At 71.1% G+C, this 18306-nt stretch carries 11 protein-coding genes; 5 read left to right on the top strand and 6 right to left on the bottom strand.

Features of this window, described 5'->3' with window-relative positions:
- The first annotated feature begins 105 nt into the window (after positions 1-105).
- From OG430_RS25335 to OG430_RS25320, 4 genes are all read left to right on the top strand, one after another.
- Positions 106-1968 carry an HSP90 family protein gene (locus OG430_RS25335; protein ID WP_327354891.1) on the top strand — a complete coding sequence of 621 codons (1863 nt, stop codon included), beginning with the start codon at positions 106-108 and terminating at the stop codon, positions 1966-1968.
- Complete coding sequence (locus tag OG430_RS25330; RefSeq protein ID WP_327354890.1) at positions 1965-5090, top strand: tetratricopeptide repeat protein; 3126 nt, start codon at positions 1965-1967, stop codon at positions 5088-5090. Before OG430_RS25335 ends, OG430_RS25330 begins: the two co-directional genes overlap by 4 nt.
- Before the next feature lie 127 nt (positions 5091-5217).
- On the top strand, positions 5218-6162 hold the full coding sequence (locus OG430_RS25325) for an LLM class flavin-dependent oxidoreductase (protein WP_327354889.1): 945 nt from the start codon (positions 5218-5220) through the stop codon (positions 6160-6162).
- 94 nt (positions 6163-6256) lie between these two features.
- Positions 6257-7195 carry a Cof-type HAD-IIB family hydrolase gene (locus tag OG430_RS25320; protein WP_442816551.1) on the top strand — a complete coding sequence of 313 codons (939 nt, stop codon included), beginning with the start codon at positions 6257-6259 and terminating at the stop codon, positions 7193-7195.
- 29 nt (positions 7196-7224) lie between these two features.
- Here OG430_RS25320 and OG430_RS25315 read toward each other — a convergent pair whose 3' ends face one another.
- From OG430_RS25315 to OG430_RS25295, 5 genes are all read right to left on the bottom strand, one after another.
- Positions 7225-8310, bottom strand: a complete 1086-nt coding sequence (locus OG430_RS25315; protein ID WP_327354887.1) for a murein hydrolase activator EnvC family protein — start codon at positions 8308-8310, stop codon at positions 7225-7227.
- A gap of 103 nt (positions 8311-8413) precedes the next feature.
- A complete protein-coding gene (locus OG430_RS25310; RefSeq protein WP_327354886.1) occupies positions 8414-10153 on the bottom strand; it encodes a GAF domain-containing sensor histidine kinase in 1740 nt (579 codons plus the stop codon).
- 73 nt (positions 10154-10226) lie between these two features.
- Positions 10227-13769: a thiol reductant ABC exporter subunit CydD gene (gene cydD / locus OG430_RS25305; protein ID WP_327354885.1), complete on the bottom strand. Its 3543-nt coding sequence runs from the start codon at positions 13767-13769 to the stop codon at positions 10227-10229.
- 94 nt (positions 13770-13863) lie between these two features.
- Positions 13864-14868 carry a cytochrome d ubiquinol oxidase subunit II gene (gene cydB / locus OG430_RS25300; protein ID WP_327354884.1) on the bottom strand — a complete coding sequence of 335 codons (1005 nt, stop codon included), beginning with the start codon at positions 14866-14868 and terminating at the stop codon, positions 13864-13866.
- Positions 14869-14884: 16 nt separating this feature from the next.
- Positions 14885-16393 carry a cytochrome ubiquinol oxidase subunit I gene (locus OG430_RS25295; protein ID WP_327354883.1) on the bottom strand — a complete coding sequence of 503 codons (1509 nt, stop codon included), beginning with the start codon at positions 16391-16393 and terminating at the stop codon, positions 14885-14887.
- A gap of 288 nt (positions 16394-16681) precedes the next feature.
- On the opposite strand from OG430_RS25295, the gene OG430_RS25290 reads away from it, so the two are divergent.
- Positions 16682-17056, top strand: coding sequence for a cyclophilin-like fold protein (locus OG430_RS25290; RefSeq protein ID WP_327354882.1), 375 nt, complete (start codon positions 16682-16684; stop codon positions 17054-17056).
- Positions 17057-17081: 25 nt separating this feature from the next.
- Here the strand turns inward: OG430_RS25290 and hisC are convergent, their stop codons facing one another.
- Positions 17082-18161: a histidinol-phosphate transaminase gene (gene hisC / locus OG430_RS25285; RefSeq protein ID WP_327354881.1), complete on the bottom strand. Its 1080-nt coding sequence runs from the start codon at positions 18159-18161 to the stop codon at positions 17082-17084.
- Between the last annotated feature and the right edge of the window lie 145 nt (positions 18162-18306).

Genomic DNA, 18306 nt, shown 5'->3' with positions numbered 1-18306 from the left:
GAGGAGATTGTCAGTGCCTCCCCCTACGCTGTTCTCACTCGCGATCTGTGAGGGGGGAACCTCGCGATCGTCAACTGCTGCATGCGAGCCGCGAGGTGACACCCCATGACGTCCTCCGCCCCGTCCGGAACCGACTCCGACGCCACGTCCAACACCTTCCAGGTGGACCTGCGCGGTCTGGTCGACCTGCTCTCCCACCACCTGTACTCGAGCCCGCGTGTCTACGTACGCGAACTCCTGCAGAACGCCGTGGACGCCGTCACCGCCCGCCGCACCCAAGACCCCGAGGCCGTCATCCGCATCCGTCTGGCGGCGACCGGTGCGTCGGTCTCCATAGAGGACACCGGAATCGGCCTGACCGAGGACGAGGTGCACACCCTCCTCGCCACCATCGGCCGCAGCTCCAAGCGCGGCGGCGAGCACGGCCTGGAGAGCGCGCGGCAGGAATTCCTGGGCCAGTTCGGCATCGGCCTGCTCGCCTGCTTCGTGGTCGCCCGCCAGATCCGCGTCGTCACCCGCTCCGCCCGCACCCCTGAAGCGCCGCCGGTCGAATGGCTGGCCTCGGACGACGGTTCGTACACAGTGCGTACGTTGCCGGAGGATGCCAGGACCGAGCCCGGAACCACCGTCCACCTGGAGCCGCGCCCCGGTGCCGAGGAGTGGATGACACCCGCGCGGGTTGCCGAACTTGCCCGTGACTTCGGCTCCTTGCTGCCGTACGACATCACCTTCACCGGGCCGGACGGCAAGGAGGAGCCGGTCACCGACCGCCCCGCCGTCTGGGACCGCGAGCACCCCACCCCGGCCGCCCGCCGTGTCGCCCTGGCCGGGCACTGCGCGCGGACCTTCGGGTTCACCCCGCTCGACACCATCGACTTCGACCTGCCCGTCGCGGGTGTACGCGGCGTCGCGTACGTCCTGCCCGAGCCGACCAGCCCCGCCCACCGCGCGGGTCACCGCGTCTACCTCAAGGGCATGCTGCTCACGGACCACGCGGACAACCTGCTGCCGGACTGGGCGTTCTTCGTCCGCGCGGTGCTCGACACGGACACCCTGCGGCCGACGGCGTCACGGGAGAACCTGTACGACGACGACACCCTGGCAGCCGTACGGGAAGCACTCGGCACGCGCGTGCGGGACTGGCTCGCCGAGCTGGCCGCGGGGGAGCCGGAGCGGCTTGCCGCGTTCCTGCGCGTGCACCACCTGGGCGTGAAGTCCCTCGCGCGGCACGACGCCGAGCTGCTCGACCTGATGCTGCCCTGGCTGCCCTTCGAGACCAGCGACGGCCAGCTCAGCCTGGAGGAGTTCAGCGCCGCGCACCAGGACATCCACTTCACGCGCACCGTCGAGGAGTTCCGGCAGATCGCGCCCATCGCGGCGGCGCACGGCCTCGGGGTGATCAACGCCGGGTACACGTACGACGCCGATCTGCTGGCCCTGCTCCCCGGCATCCGACCCGGGATCAAGGTCAGCGAACTGGACGCGGGCGCCGTCACGGAGCGGCTCGACCCGGTGGACACGGCGGCCGAGTTCGCCCTGGCCGGCTTCCTCGCCACCGCGCGGGCCCGGCTCGACGCACAGGACTGCGACGTCTCGCTGCGCGCCTTCCAGCCGGTCACGGTGCCCGCACTGTTCCTCGACGACCGGCAGGCCAGGCAGGAGCGCGACCGGGCCACCGCGCAGGAGAACGCCGACTCCTTGTGGAGCGACATCCTCGGCTCGCTGCGTGGTTCGGCACCCCGCGCGAGGCTCGTCCTGAACCACAACAACCCGCTGATCAGGCGGATAGCGGCCCTCCCGGACGCCGAACTGACCGGCATGGCGATCGAATCGCTCTACGGCCAGGCCCTGCTGATGTCCCAGCGCCCGCTGCGCCCCGCCGACAGCACCCTGCTCAACCGGGCCTTCCTCGGGCTTCTGGAATGGGCGACCCACCCGACCACGTCCCCCGAGGAGGGCCCCCAGTGAGCACCCTGACCCCGGCCGAGATCCAGGAGGGCCTGGCCGAGAACGGCCAGGCGCCGTACGGCACCGCGCGCAACGTACGGGCGGAGGAACTCACCGCGGCCGCCGAGCGCTCCGGGGAGCCGGAGCTGCTCCGCCGCGCGCTGTTCGCCCAGATCGACGCCTATGAGTGGAGCGCCGAGCGCACCAAGCTGACGGTGCCGTTCGCGCGCCTCCTTCAGGAGTACGACCGCGATCCTGCGGCCTTCCCGGACTGGGAAGTGCACAGCCTGTTCTGGGACTTCAAGTGGGTGACGGGCTCGATCGTCGACACCCCGGACATCCCAGTGGCGGCCGTCGAGCGCTGGCTCGTCGACATGGAGCGTCGCTACCGGATCGCGGGATACAGCGAACGCACGGTGCGTCAGGCCGAGTTCTACCTCGCCGATGCCACGGGCGACCTGGCGCGGGCCGACGTCGCGATGGCCGGCTGGGCCGCCGCCGAGCGCGACCGGATGAGCGACTGCCACGCCTGCGAGATCAACGAGCTCGGCTATTACAAGGCGCTCAAGGGTCAGGACAGCGAGGCCATCGAGGTCTGGGAGCCGGTCCTCGCCGGCCGCAACACCTGCAAGGAGGAGCCGCACCGCGTCCTCGCCCAGTCCCTGCTCCCCCTGGTCCGGCTCGACCGCCTCACCGAGGCCCGCTCCCACCACCTGCGCGGCTACCGCCTGGCCCGGGGCGACGAGAGCCTGCTGCGCCAGATCGGCGAGCACATCGAGTTCTGCGCCCTGACCGGCAATGAGCCGCGCGGCCTGGAGATCCTTGCCGAGCACGCGGCCCATCTGCGGCCTCTCGCCGACGTCCAGGCCCAACTGGAGTTCAGCGGCGGCATCCTGGTCCTCCTGCGCCGCCTCGTCGAACTCGGCCACGGCGACCTGCCCGCCGTCCCGCTGCAGGGGGCGGCGGGGCGCACCGTGCGCGAGCTGTACGACCGGCTGTACGCGGATGCGTCGGCCATCGCGGCACGCTTCGACGCGCGGAACGGCAATGCGCACATCTCGGGTCGCTTCGAGGAGCGGATAGCCCGGCAGCCGCTCCTCGACGCACTGCCTTTGGGGGTACGCAGCTCGCAGTTGCCGTCCTCCGGCGCGCGCGGGGGCTCGGGCGTGCCCGGGCAGAGGCGCGGCACCGGTCTCCTGTCGGGTGCGGAGAAGACGGCGGGCCCGGAGAAGACCTCGGGCGGGGACGCCGGGCGCCTGACGGTTGTCGGTCTTGCCGAACTCACCGTGCGCGCAAGGTCGTTGCGGGACCAGGGCCATCCCGGTGCGCACGCCGTCTGGGAGCAGGTCGCCTCCCTCGCCGGGAGCGGGTCCGAGGCCGACCTCCGCCTCGCCGCCGACCTTCTGGAGCACCGCGCCCTGGCCACCGCACTCGCCGGTGACCCGGAGTGCCGCACCCTGTTCGCCGAGAGCCGGGACGCACACCGGGCGGCGGGGCAGCACGGCCGGGCCGTCCTCGCGGAGCTGCGGATCGCCACTGCCGCCGCCCAGTTCGGGGCCGAGCCCGCGGAGATACGGGCCCTCCTCGCCTCGGCCGTCCGCTCGGCCGAGGCGCTGGACGGGGCGGCCGAGCCGGATCGGGTCCGACGTGTCGCCTCCGCCGAGCTGACCCGTATCCGCTTCGAGGCGTTCCTGCGGGACGGCGAGAGCGCGGAGGGCGGTTCCGGCGCGCTGGAGGGACGGTCCCAACTGGCGGCTGAGCTGGCGGAGTTCATCGCGGCGAAGGACGGCGGCGACCACGCAGGCGACCTGGCCGTCCTGATCGCCGACGCCGAGGGCCTGCTGGCCCAGTGCGCCCTGCGCGAAGGCGACCAGGAGCTGGCCGAGCAGCTCCTGGCCTCCGCGGCGGACCGCACTATCGCCGCCCACCGCCCCTGGGAGGCCGCCGAACCGCTGGCCCGGCGCGCGGGACTGCTGCTCGGCCTGGACCGCAGCCGGGACGCCGAGGTCTCCGCCCGCGCCGCACTCGGCCACGCCGCCGAGCTGACCTCGCCGGACGAGCAGGCCTCGATCCGGCTCACCCTGGCGGAGGTCCTGCTGCGCCGCGCCGAAGAGGCCACGCAGGACGGGGCTGCGGCGGGCGGGGCTGCGGGGGACCAGTCTGCGAGGGACGGCGGGAGCGTCACGAAGGCGGTGGCCGAGGAGGCCGCCGGCCACGCCCTCGACGCCGCCCACTGGTTCGACCAGGCCGGACTCGGCCCGACCGGCGGCGCCCAGGCCCGCTTGGTCCTGGCCAAGGCGTATGCGGCGGCGGACCGTTCGGCCGAGGCCGCCGAGATCCTGCAGTCCGCCCTGCCCGACCTCATCGAGCTCGACGAAGGGCTCGGCGTGCAGGCCCGCGAGCTGCTCGGCGACCTGCTGCGCGGCCTGTACGACCTGCGGGGCGCGGCCGAGCAGTATCTGCTCGCGGCCGAGACCACCAAGAGCTGGGACGACCCCCGCCCGCAGGCGCACTTCGCCCATGGCGCCGCCGAGATACTCGGCCAGTCGGGCCGGACCGACGAGGCCGAGGCGGCCTACTCGCGCGCCCTGGAACTGTGGCGGCAGGCGGGCGACAACCCCGTCGGCGAGGTCCGGGTGCTGCGCTCCCTGGCCTGGCTGCGCACCCGCGACGAGGAGGGCTACCACCCGACCGCCGCCGGCGTGGCCCGGGCCCGCCCCCTGATGCACGAGGCCCTGACCGTCCTGGAAGGCGCCGACGACCCCCGGTTGCGCCATGAGCGGGCGCAGACCTGGGAGCAGCTCGCCGAGATCCTCTACGACTACGACGACGAGGAGGCGTACGACGAGGAGGACGAAGGCGTGGCCCTGGACCGCACGGAGGTGTGCCGCGAAGCGATATCCCTGTTCGACCTGGCGGCCGCCGAGTACGCCACGCTCGGTGAGGCCGGCCTGCAGGACCGTGCCTCCTGCCTGACCCGTGCGGCCTGGCTGGAAGACCAGGTGGGCCTCCGGGATGCCGCGGTTGCCCGCCTGACCGGGGTCATCGAAGAGCTCGAGCCGCACCAGGACGGCGCTGACTACGCCCGTGGCATGGTGCAGCGCCTGCAGTCCACCTTGAAGCACTGGTCCACCGGCAACTGACCCGGAGTCGGCCCGACCCCCACCGGGCCGGGCCGGCTCCGGCGCCCGCCTTCAGCCCGCACGGGCCTCTCCACCTCCTCCAACCTGCTCAAACGCACGGCCCTCACCCGCCACGTACGCTTGCACCATGCGTCTGAGCACCGTGATCCTCCCCATCCACCGCTGGCACGAAGGCGGCCGCGCCCAGTGGCAGCGCGCTGAGGAGCTCGGCTTCCACGCCGCGTACACCTACGACCACCTGGCCTGGCGCACCTTCCGGGACACCACCTGGTTCGGGGCCGTGCCCACGCTCACCGCGGCCGCCGCGGCGACCAGCCGCATCCGCCTCGGCACCCTCGTGACCTCGCCGAACTTCCGGCACCCCGTCACCCTCGCCAAGGACCTGGTCGCGCTCGACGACATCGCGGGCGGCCGGATCACCCTCGGCATCGGCGCGGGTGGCAACGGCTGGGACGCGACGACGCTGCGGGGGGTCGACGAGGCGCCCTGGACCCCGCGCGAACGGGCCGACCGCTTCGGCGAGTTCGTGCCCCTGCTCGACGATCTCCTGACCAAGCCCGAGGGCGTCACGTACGAGGGCGAGTTCTACACGGCGACCGAGTCACGCAACATGCCCGGCTGCGTCCAGCGCCCCCGGCTGCCGTTCGCCGTGGCCGCCACCGGCCCGCGCGGCCTGAGGCTCGCCGCACGGCACGGTCAGGCCTGGGTGACCACGGGCGACCCGAAGCTGTACGAGGCCGGGACCGCCGAGGCGCCCGCGCAGTCCGTCGAGGCCGTCCGCGGCCAGCTCGCCAAGCTGGAGAAGGCCTGCACCGAGGTCGGCCGGGACGTGGCCGACCTCGACAAGATCCTGCTCACCGGCTTCACCCCGGACTTCAACCCGGCCCTCGCCGAGCAGCTGGGCCACCACCCCATGGACTCGCTTGACGCGTTCGTCGACTTCGCGGGCCGGTACGCCGAGCTGGGCTTCACGGAGCTCGTGGTCCACTGGCCGGTCCCGGACCACGAGTTCGCGTCCGATCAGAAGGTCTTCGAGCAGATCGCGACCGAGGCCGCGGGGCAGCTGGGCTAACTGCTGCAGGAGGCGTGCAACCCCTGGGGCGATTGGGTCGGAACGGGCCACACTGCACTCAGATGTGCACCCTCCCGCACGCCCGTGCAGGCATATGCGGGACCATGGTGACGTGACTCGTGACGTGACTCCACAGACCGGACGTTCGGCCTCCGACCGTCCCGCGGCCGACCCCACGGCCCCCGTCGGCCCGGCCCCCGCACGCCCGACCCGGCTGATCGCCACCGACCTCGACGGCACCCTGCTGCGCGACGACAAGTCGGTGTCCGAGCGCACGATCGCCGCGCTCGCCGCAGCCGAGGCCGCCGGGGTCGAGGTCTTCTTCGTCACCGGGCGCCCGGCCCGCTGGATGGACGTCGTCAGCGATCACGTACACGGCCACGGGCTTGCGATCTGCGGGAACGGCGCGGCCGTCGTCGACCTGCACGGCGGCCCCGGCGCCCACCGCTTCGTCAAGGTCCGCCCGATGGAGCGCGAGACGGCCCTGACCGTCGTCGACATCCTGCGCGCGGCCGCCCCCGGCACGGCGTTCGCCGTGGAACGCACCGTCGGCATCGAGCACGAACTCGCCTATCCGCCGCTGATGTTCGACGCCGCGGGCACCATCGCCCCGGCCGAGAAGCTGCTCGCCGCGGACGCGGACCTCACGGACGAGCCGGTACTCAAACTCCTCGCCCACCACCCCGAGTTGACCCCCGACGCCTTCCTCGCCCTGGCCCGGACCGCCATCGGCGACCACGCCTCGGTCACCCGCTCCAGTCCCACCGCACTCCTGGAGATCGCCGGCCCGGGCGTCTCCAAGGCGAGCACCCTGGCCCTGTGCTGCGCGGAACGCGGCATCACGCCTGCCGAGGTGGTGGCCTTCGGCGACATGCCGAACGACGTCGAAATGCTGACCTGGGCGGGGACTTCGTACGCGATGGGCAACGCCCACCCGGACGTGATCGCGGCGGCATCGGGCCGGACCGTGGCGAACAACGAGGACGGGGTCGCGGTGGTGATCGAGCAGATCCTGGCCGGCCTCGAAGGTTGACGCCGCCGCAGCAGCGGCCAGGGCCGGAGCTAGAGCTTCACACCCCGCTCGGCCAGCCACTTCTTCGGATCGACCCCAGACCCCAAATCCGGCGTGAGCCGCATCTCGAAATGCAGATGCGGCCCCGTCGAATTCCCGGTCGTCCCCGCCTGCCCGAGCCACTGCCCGGGGCGCACCTTGTCCCCCTGGTCGACGGTCACGGCCGCGAGGTGCGCGTACTGCGAGTAGTAGACGTCCGCCTCCTTGCCGACGCCCCTCTCCTTGCCGCCCGCGTGCTTGACCACGATCTCGATCCCGAACCCCTGCCCGCAGGTCACCCGCACCACCCGCCCGGCTCCCACCGCCCGCACCGGCGCCCCGATGCCGACCGCGAAGTCCTGCCCGGTGTGCCGGTTGGCCCAGCGCTCGCCGGATCCGCCGAAGCCGGCGGAGAGTTCGTACTCCCCGGGCTCCACCGGCGCGACCCACGGCCCACGCGGCCGCCGTCCGGTCTCCTCGAGGCGTACGGCACCCCGGCACTTCCCCGCGGTGACCTGCCGCTCGGCCTCCCCCTCCAGCGTCCACCGGGCCTCGTCCAGCTTCTGCTCGATGCCCCGCTTCAACCCGGCCAGCTGCTTCTTGCGCTGATCGAGCGCATGCCAGGCGGCGGTCGCCCGCTGTTCGTCGCTGTCGAGCGCCTGGGCGGCCCGCTGGGTCTTGGTGATCGTGTTGTTCAGGGCCAGATCGGCCTGCCAGGCCGCGCGCTGACCTCGCATCAGGTCGTCCGGGTCGTCCGCCATGAGGAGTTGCGCGGTGTACGAGACATCGCCGCCGGTGCGGTATTGGGCGCGGGCGATCCGGCCCAGGTCCTCGTGCAGCGCGAGCAGTTCGCGGCGCTCCTTGGCCAGCAGCCGCTCCAGCTTCCGGGCGCGGGCGTGCTGCCGGGCGGCGGCACGGCGGCCGGCCTCGTACCGTTGCGTCGCCGCCGCGGCGTCCTCGTAAAGGCGAGCCACCTTGGCGCTGGTGCCGGGCCCGTCGGAGGCGGCCACCGGAGGTGCGCCGAGCCCCCCGACGGCGAGCACCGCGCACAGGACCGGCACGAGCGTGAGCAGGGTGTGGCGGGGGGCGCGGCGCATCTACGGATCGTGACCCGCCACCTCCCGCGGCGCCCGCATGCGGCAGGCATCCGGGTGCCCGTTGCCCCGTACGGCGCACGGACGCTGGGCCGAACAGGGGGGCTCAATGAGGGGCTTGCCACACCACCGTCGTACCGCCCTCGTCGTCCCCGATCCCGGGCCCGTACCAGCTGTCCCCGCCCAGCGACTCGGCCCGCCGCTTGAGGTTCTTCAGCCCGCTGCGCCGGCCGCCTTCGGGGATGCCCACACCGTCGTCGGCAACGGTGAGGCGTACGCCCGGTGTGCCGTCCGGCAGCTCGACGGACGCGTCGACCACGACCTCGATCTGCGAGGCCCGGGCGTGCCGGAAGGCATTGGACAGGGCCTCACGCAGGGCCGCGATGAGGTTCTTGCCGGTGAGCTCGCCGACCACGCTGTCGACGGCGCCGAGGAAGCGGTGCGCGGGCTTGAAGCCGAGCGGCACGGCGGCCATGTTGATCTCCCGCAGTACGCGCGTACGCAGCCCGGAAGGCGCCTCCGCCGGTCCCTGCTGGAGCGCGAAGATGGCGGTGCGGATCTCCTGGATGGTGACGTCGAGCTCGTCGACCGCCTTGCCGACGCCGACCTGCACCTCGGGCACGACCGACCGGCGCTGGGCGCTCTCCAGCATCATCCCGGTGGCGAACAGCCGCTGAATGACCAGGTCGTGCAGGTCACGGGCGATCCGGTCGCGGTCCTCGAAGACCGCGAGCCGCTCCCGGTCACGCTGGGCGTCGGCCATCATCAGGGCGAGCGCCGCCTGCGCCGCGAACTGCGAGGCCAGGATCTTCTCGGCCTCCGTGAAGGGCTGCGCGCCACGCGACCGCGGCGTGGCAAGGGCGCCGAGCACCCGGCCCCCGCTGTGCAGGGGCAGCAGCATGCTCGGCCCGAACTGCTGGGCGAGCGCGGTCGTCAGCCGGGGGTCGGTGGCCGAGTCCTCGATGAACACGGGCTCCCCGGCAAGCAGTTGATCCACCGCCGGCGACTCGGGCGGCATCACCATGCCGAGCGAGCGCGGCGGCCCGTCAGCGGCGATCGCCACGATCTCCAGTCCGCCCTCCTCGGCCGGAAGGAGCACCATGCCCACCGCCGAGTCGGCCAGCTTCCGTGCCTGTTCGGCGACGACCGAGAGCGCGTCGTCCGCGTCGGCGCCGGAGAGCAGCGCCGTGGTGACGGCCACCGAGCCGTCGATCCACCGCTCGCGCTGCCGGGTCGCCTCGTACAGCCGGGCGTTGCCGATCTGGATCCCGGCCTCGGTCGCGAGGACCTTCACCATGTGCAGGTCGTAGACGCTGAACCCGCCGCCGCCCTGCTTCTCGGTGAGATAGAGGTTCCCGAAGACCTCGCCACCGACCCGGATCGGCACACCGAGGAACGTACGCATCGGCGGATGGTTCGGCGGAAAGCCCACCGACCGGGCATCGGCCGTCAGATCGTCGAGCCGCAGCGTGACCGGGTCCCGGATGAGCGCGCCGAGCAGCCCGCTGCGCCCGTCGGGCAGATCGCCGATGAGCTCCCGCTCCTGCTCACAGATGCCGTGCGTGACGAAGTCGGAGAGCCCGTCGCCCTTGTCGTTGATCACGCCGATCGCGGCGTACTTGGCGCCCGTGAGGCTGGCGGCGGTCTCCGCGATGCGGTCCAGGGTGGTGTGCAGATGCAGCCCGCTGCCGACCGAGACCATGGCCTCGAGCAGCTGCGGAAGGCGCGCGGCCAGCTCCTCGGGCAGTGCCTGCAGGCTCCGCGCCGCCTGCTCTGCGGCGGCCGAGCCGGTCACGTCCCGCTCCGGGAAGGGGGGCGGGTCCTCGGGTACTGCGGGGGCTGACATGCCCTTGAGCCTAGTTAGTCCGATTTCCTGAGGAAAGTCGGGTACCGGGCAGTACGCCGCTCCTGCCCCCTTGTCAGTGGGTCGCGGCCAGCACCAGGTCCGCCTCCCGCTCCCGCTCGACCATGTCCCGCAGCGCCCCTTCCCGGGCGGCCAGCTCCGCGTACGTCCCGCGCTGCACGACCTTCCCCGCGCCCAGCACGATCACCTCGTCCACGGACTCGAGCCCGGCCATCCGGTGCGTGATCAGCAGCGTCGTCCGGCCTTCGGTCGCGGCCAGCAGGTCCGCGGTCAGCGCGTCCGCGGTGGCCAGGTCGAGGTGCTCGGCGGGTTCGTCCAGTACGAGGACGGGAAAGTCGGCGAGCAGCGCACGGGCCAGCGCGAGCCGCTGCCGCTGCCCGCCGGAGATCCGCGCCCCGTGCTCGCCCACGAGGGTGTCGAGGCCGTCGGGCAGCTCCTCCACCCAGTCGAGCAGCCGGGCCGCGGCGAGCGCCGCGCGCAGTTCACCGTCGCCGGCACCGGTCCTCGCAAGGCGCAGGTTCTCCCGTACGGAGCTGTCGAAAAGGTACGCGTCCTGGGCACAGAGCCCGACCATGCGGCGTACGTCGTCCCCGTCGAGCCGGGTCGCGTCGACGCCGCCCAGCGTATAGCTGCCGCCCTCCGCGTCCAGGAACCGGAGCAGCACCTGGGCGAGCGTGGTCTTGCCGGACCCGCTGGGGCCGACGACGGCGACGCGCCTGCCCGCGGTGAGCGTGAGGTCGACACCGGCGAGCGCCACGCGCTCCTGCCCGGCGTGGCGCGCGGCCAGGCCCCGCACCTGGAGCGGGAAGGGGCTCGCGGGTCCCGGCACGGGCCAGTCCGGCTCGCGTACCGGCTCCGGTGCGTCGAGCACCTCGGACACCCTCTCCATGCTCTTGCGCACCCGCTGCCGGTACTGCACCGCCAGCGGCAGCCCCGCCACCGCCTCGAACGCGGCGAGCGGCGTGAGCACGACGACCGCGAGCGCGACTCCGCTCAGCCGCCCGTCCCGCACGGCCCCGATCCCGACGAGCGCGGCGGCCACCACGGTGAGCCCGGTGACCAGGGCGGTGAGCCCGGCCCCGAGCGCGCTGGCGGTGGCGCTGCGCGAGGCAATCGCGGTGAGCTCCCGGTCCGCCTCCTTCACCTGCTCCGTACGCCGCTTCAGCGCGCCGGCGACCGTCAACTCGGCGGTCCCGGTGAGCAGATCGGTCACCCGGGTGGCGAGTACGCCCCGGGCGGGCGCAAGGCGCCGCTCGGCCCGCCGCGCCAGTGCCCCGCTCAGCAGCGGCACCCCGGCCCCGGCCGCAAGGAGCCCCACGGCAAGCACGGCGCCCGCCTCGGGCACCAGCCAGGCGGTGAACCCGACCGCTCCGGCCCCGACCACGACAGCCGTCCCGGCGGGCAGCATCCAGCGCAGCCAGTAGTCCTGCAGGGCGTCCACATCGCCGACGAGCCGGGCCAGCAGATCCCCCCGCCGCGCCTCCCGCAGCCCTGCGGGCGCAAGCCGCTCGAGCCGCCGATAGACGGCGACCCGCGTATCGGCCAGCATCCGCAGCACGGCGTCATGACTGACAAGCCGCTCGCAGTACCGAAACACGGCCCGCCCGAGCCCGAAGGCCCGCGTCGCGGTGACGGCCATCATCAGATAGAGCACGGGCGGCTCCTCGGAGGCCCGCGAGATGAGCCACCCCGAGGTGGCCATGAGCCCGACGGCACTGCCGAGGGCAAGGCTCCCGAGGAACAAGGCGAGCAGCATCCGCATACTGAGCCCGCCCTGCGCGCTCTTCAGGCGATCTGACGTTCCCTCCAGCCCCTCCGGCCTTCCCTTCAGGCGGTCTGACGTTCCCTCCAGCCCGTCCCGCCTTCCCCCCAGCCCGTCCGGCGTTTGAGGACGAGGCCGAAGGCCGACAGCGGGGTCTGGGGCGCCAGCCCCAGTTTCGGGAAGGGGCGGGACCGGGGCAGAAGAAGAACCCCCACCCACCCGCACCACACGATCAGCCACAGCCAGCAAGGCCGGCCGATGCACCACGAGAAGCACGGTCCGCCCACGCGCCAACCGCCGCACCGCATCCACAATTTCAGCCTCGGTAGCCCCGTCCAACGCAGCCGTAGGCTCATCGAGCAAGAGCACCGGCCGGTCGGCCAAGAAGGCCCGGGCCAACGCGATCCGCTGCCGCTGCCCCGCAGAAAGCCCCGCCCCGTCCTCCCCGAGCAAGGCCTCGACCCCACCCGGCAGAGCCGACACGAACTCCCAGGCCCCCGCCGCGCACAGCGCATCCCGCACCGCCTCGGCAGACGCATCCGGCCGAGCCAGCCGCACATTGTCCGCGATCGACCCGGCGAACAGATGCGCACGCTGCGGCACCCACGCAACGTGCTCGCGCCAGGCTTCCAACGAAACCGACGCCAGATCCACATCCCCGAGGCAAACCCGCCCCGAAGAGGGCCGCACAAACCCCAGCACCGCATTCAGCAGCGTCGACTTGCCCACCCCGCTGGGCCCGACGAGCGCGACGATCTCACCCTGTTCCACGTGAAACGACACATCCGAGACGGCCGCCGCATCCCGCCCGGGATACCGGACCGTCACCCCCTCCACGCTCAGGGCCCCGGCGGGCACGGCGCCTTCCCCACCCGCGGGCACCGGTGCCTCAAGGACCTCGAAGATCTCCTCCGCGGCCGCAAGCCCCTCCGCGGCAGCGTGGTACTGAGCCCCCACCTGGCGCACCGGCAGATAGGCCTCGGGCGCGAGGATGAGGATCACCAGGCCGACGTAGAGATCCAACTCGCCGTGCACGAGCCGCATCCCGATGGTCACCGCCACCAGCGCCACGGACAACGTGGCCAGCAATTCGAGGGCGAACGACGAGAGGAAGGCGATCCGCAGCGTCCGCATGGTCGCCTGCCGGTACTCCCCGGTGATCTTCCGGATCGAATCGGCCTGCGCCTTGGCCCGCCCGAACACCTTCAGCGTCGGCAGCCCGGCCACCACATCGAGGAAGTGCCCCGACAGCCGGGAGAGCAGCTGCCACTGACGGTCCATCCGGGCCTGTGTCGCCCAGCCGATCAGGACCATGAAGACGGGGATCAGCGGCAACGTCCCGGCGATGATCGCCGCCGAGACCCAGTCCTCGGTGATGATCCGTGCGAGCACCGCGACCGGCACGACGATCGCAAGCCCCAACTGCGGGAGATAGCGCGCGAAGTAGTCGTCGAGCGCATCGACACCCTTCGTGGCCAGCGCGACCAGCGACCCGGTCCGTTGACCACTGAGCCAGCCGGGCCCGAGCGCCCCCGCGCGCTCGAGCAACCGCCCCCGAAGCTCCGACTTCACCGCCGCACTCGCCCGGTGCGCCGCCAGCTCGGTGAGCCACGCGACGACACCGCGCCCGGCCGAGACGGCCGCGAGCAGCAGCAGGGGCGTCACCAACGAAGAGGCATCGAGCCCTCGTTGGAATCCCCCCACCACCACCTCGGCGATGAGCATCGCCTGAGCGACGACCAGGCCCGCCCCGGCCAGCCCGAGGACCACCACCGCGATCAGGAAGAAGCGAGTGGCTCGGGCGTACCGGAGCAGGCGCGGGTCGATCGGTTTCACGTGAAACAGCCCCTACCGAAATCGGGAAACGGATTCAGCGAGCACCGGCAGCGATATGACGGACTCAGCGGGCATGAGCAGCGATGTGACGGACTCAGTGAGCATCGGCGGCGATGTGCTGGGTGCCGATCCGCTTGCGGAACACCCAGTACGTCCACGCCTGGTAGAGCAGCACCACCGGAGTGGCGAGGCCTGCGCACCAGGTCATGATCTTCAGCGTGTACGCACTCGACGAGGCGTTGGTGACCGTGAGGTTCCAGTCCGGGTTGAGCGAGGACGGCATGACGTTCGGGAAGAGCGTCAGGAACAGCATGGCCACCGCGGCCGCGATCGTGACCCCGGAGAGCGCGAACGACCAGCCCTCGCGCCCTACCTTGATGGCCCCGATCGCACCGACCAGAGCGAGCACCGTGACGATCATCGCGACCAGGCTCTTGCCGTCGCCCTTGTCCACCTGGGTCCAGATCAGGAAGCCGAGGGCCAGGAACGCCGTGAGCAGCCCCAGGGCGAGCGCCAACTGCCGTGCCCGCACCCGGATGTCGCCCACCGTCTTGAGCGCGGTGAAGACAGCGCCGTGGAAGGTGAACAGGCTCAGCGTGACGAGCCCGCCGAGGATGGCGTACGGGTTGAGCAGGTCCCAGAAGTTGCCGACGTACTCCATGTTCTTGTCGATCTTCACGCCCCGCACGATGTTGGCGAAGGCCACACCCCACAGGACGGCCGGCAGCAGCGAGGTCCAGAAGATCGCGTGCTCCCAGTTGGTCTGCCAGCGCTCCTCGGCCCTCTTGTGCCGGTACTCGAAGGCGACGCCGCGGATGATCAGGCAGATCAGGATGAGCAGCAGCGGCAGATAGAAGCCGGAGAACAACGTCGCGTACCACTCGGGGAAGGCGGCGAAGGTGGCGCCGCCCGCCGTGAGCAGCCAGACCTCGTTGCCGTCCCAGACGGGACCGATGGTGTTGATGAGCACGCGCCGCTCCTGGCGGTCGCGGGCGAGCAGCTTGGTCAGGATGCCGACCCCGAAGTCGAAGCCTTCGAGGAAGAAGTAGCCGATCCACAGGACGGCGATCAGCACGAACCAGACGTCGTGGAGTTCCATATTCGGTCAGCTCCCTTCAGTACGAGAAGGCCATGGGCCGGTCGGGGTCACGGTCGTCGCCGCCGATCTTGGTGGGCGGGTTGAGGTCCGCCTCCGTGAGTTCGGGGGGTCCGGCCTTGACGTACTTGATCATCAGCTTGATCTCGATGACGGCGAGTGCCGCGTAGAGCAGGGTGTAGACCGTCATCGAGGTGATGACCTCGCCCTGGGAGACGCTGGGGGACACGGACTGGGCCGTCGTGAAGACCCCGAACACGGTCCACGGCTGGCGGCCCATCTCGGTGAAGAGCCAGCCCCAGGAGTTGGCGATCAGCGGGAAGAGCATGGTCCACAGGGCCACGATCCAGTACCACTTGGTGAACTTGGGGCTGAGCGCCTTGTTCTTGAAGAGGACCAGGTTCGGCACCTCGTCCTCACCCACCCGCATCGACTCGGGCAGCATGAACTTCTTGCGGGTCAGCCACAGCCCGAGCAGTCCGATGCCGAGCGAGGCCATCCCGAAGCCGATCATCCAGCGGAAGCTCCAGTAGGCGACGGGGATGTTCGGCCGGTAGTCGCCGGGCCCGTACTCCTCCTGCATCTTCTTGTTGAGGTCGTTGATGCCGGGGACGTGCTCGTTGAAGTTGTTGTGGGCGAGGAAGGACAGCAGCCCAGGCACCTCTATGGCGACCTTGTTGTGGCCGGCGGCGACGTCCCCGTACGCGAAGATCGAGAAGGGTGCGGAGTCCTCGCCGTCCCACAGGGCTTCGGCCGCGGCCATCTTCATCGGCTGCTGCTCGAACATGATCTTGCCGAGCGTGTCACCGCTGATCGCGCTGAGCAGTCCGCTGATGACGAGCGTGACGAGCCCGAGCCGCAGCGACGTCTTCATCACCGGCACGTGCTTCTTGCGAGCCAGGTGGTAGGCCGCGATACCGACCATGAACGCGCCACCGACCATGAAGGCGGCCGTCATCGTGTGGAACATCTGCGCCAGCGCGGTGTTCTGCGTCAGCACGTGCCAGAAGTCGGTGAGCTCGGCACGGCCCTTCTTCTCGTTGATCCGGTAGCCGACCGGGTGCTGCATCCAGGAGTTGGCCGCCAGGATGAAGTACGCCGACAGGATCGTGCCGATCGAGACCATCCAGATGCAGGCCAGGTGGATCTTCTTCGGCAGCTTGTCCCAGCCGAAGATCCACAGCCCGATGAAGGTGGACTCGAAGAAGAAGGCGATCAGCGCCTCGAAAGCGAGCGGGGCGCCGAAGATGTCGCCCACGAACCGCGAGTAGTCGGACCAGTTCATGCCGAACTGGAACTCCTGCAGGATGCCGGTCACGACACCCATCGCGATGTTGATCAGGAAGAGCTTGCCCCAGAACTTGGTGGCCCTGAGGTACTTCTCCTTCTCGGTCCGCACCCATGCGGTCTGCAGGCCGGCGGTGAGCGCGGCGAGCGAGATCGTCAGAGGGACGAAGAGGAAGTGATAGACGGTGGTGATGCCGAACTGCCATCGCGCCAGGGTCTCTGGTGCTAGAGCCAGGTCCACGTCGCAGGTCTCCTTACGTCGCCGTGGTCACAGCGGCAGTTTGCCCCTTTAATCCCATGCATCACTGGACCAAATAGGACACGCTTGTGAACGCGTTCACATTCACAAGCATTATGTCGCACACACTGTCGGGAACTTTCAGGGGGGTCCCTCTTTGCCGCTCACCCATAAGACGCACGGCGACGGCGGAATGTGACACCCCGTCCGCCACCCAGGGATCACCGGAGATCATCGAGGATCGCCGGGAACCCCTTCCCAAGAACTTCAACATCTTGTTGAATCCGCGGCATGCAGATCCGAATCTCCTGGCCCGCCGGGCACCTGACCGCGACCCTCGAAGACACCCCCACCACGCAGGCGCTGCGGAAAGCCCTGCCGATCTCCGCCTCCGCCAACACCTGGGGCGAAGAGGTCTACTTCGACACCGGCGTCAGCGTCGAACGCGAGGACGACGCCCAGCAGGTGGTCGAGCCGGGCACCGTCGCCTTCTGGACGGACGGCGACGCCCTTGCCCTCCCGTACGGACCCACCCCGATATCCCGGGGCGACGAGTGCCGCCTCGCAAGCCCGTGCAACCTGCTCGGCGCCCTCGACGGCGACCCGCGTCAGTTGGCCACCGTGCGAAACGGCGACCCGATCCGAGTGGAACTGGTCGCCGAATAGCACCGGTTGAGCCGAGCCCCGAGGGCTACAGCTCCTTGCGGAAGGCCTGGGCCGTCTGCAGGAAGAGGTCATTGGCCTCGGGCTCACCGATCGTGGCCCGCATGCCCTCGCCGGCGAACGGCCGCACGACGACCCCGGCCTTCTCGCAGGCGGCCGCGAAGTCGAGCGTGCGCTCCCCTAGACGCAGCCATACGAAGTTGGCCTGCGTCTCGGGGACCGTCCAGCCCTGCCCCCGCAACGTCTCGACCACCCGCGCCCGCTCGCCGACCAGCGAGCCGACCCGGCCGAGCAGTTCGTCCTCGGCACGCAGCGAGGCGACCGCCGCGTCCTGCGCGAGCTGGCTCACCCCGAACGGCACCGCGGTCTTGCGCAGCGCGGCCGCGACCGGCTCATGGGCCACCGCGAAGCCGACCCGCAGACCCGCGAGGCCGTACGCCTTGGAGAAGGTCCGCAGCACACAGACATTGGGCCGGTCCCGGTAGAGCTCGATCCCGTCCGGCACCTCGGCATCGCGGATGAACTCGCGGTACGCCTCGTCGAGCACCACCAGGACGTCGCCGGGCACCCGGTCCAGGAACCGCTCGAGCTCGGCCTTGCGCACCACCGTGCCGGTCGGGTTGTTGGGGTTGCAGACGAAGATCAGCCGGGTCCGGTCGGTGATCGCGTCGGCCATCGCGTCGAGGTCGTGCACCTCCCCCGGCGTCAGCGGCACCTGCACCGACTTCGCCCCGCTGACCTGCGTGATGATCGGGTACGCCTCGAAGGAACGCCAGGCGTAGATCACCTCGTCGCCCGGCCCCGAGGTCGCCTGGATCAGCTGCTGCGCGACACCGACCGAGCCGGTGCCGGTGGCCAGGTGCGAGAGCGGGACGCCGAAGCGCTCCGCCAGCTCGTTCATCAGGCCCGTGCACGCCATGTCCGGGTAACGGTTGAAGGACCCGGCGGCCGCCGTCACCTGCTCCATCACGCCGGGCAACGGCGGATAGGGGTTCTCGTTGGACGACAGCTTGTACGCCACCGGACCGCCGGCAGCAGCCGGCTTCCCCGGCTTGTACGTCGGAATGCCGTCCAGCTCGGCGCGCAGCTTCGGGCTCTTCTCGCTCACCGCAGGTCCTCCTCGGGCCACCCAGGTTCCGTTCGAATGCTGCTTACCTTATGAGGATTCCGGCCCGCTGCGAATGGCCTGAGGGCCTCGGTCTGCGGATCCAGGAGCGTGGGCGCCCGGGAAGGGGGGAGCGCTCATGAAGGTC

The organism is Streptomyces sp. NBC_01304 (genome assembly GCF_035975855.1).
GTDB lineage: Bacteria > Actinomycetota > Actinomycetes > Streptomycetales > Streptomycetaceae > Streptomyces.
The sequence above is the reverse complement of the archived record's forward strand: the minus strand, read 5'-3'. Positions and strand labels throughout refer to the sequence as shown.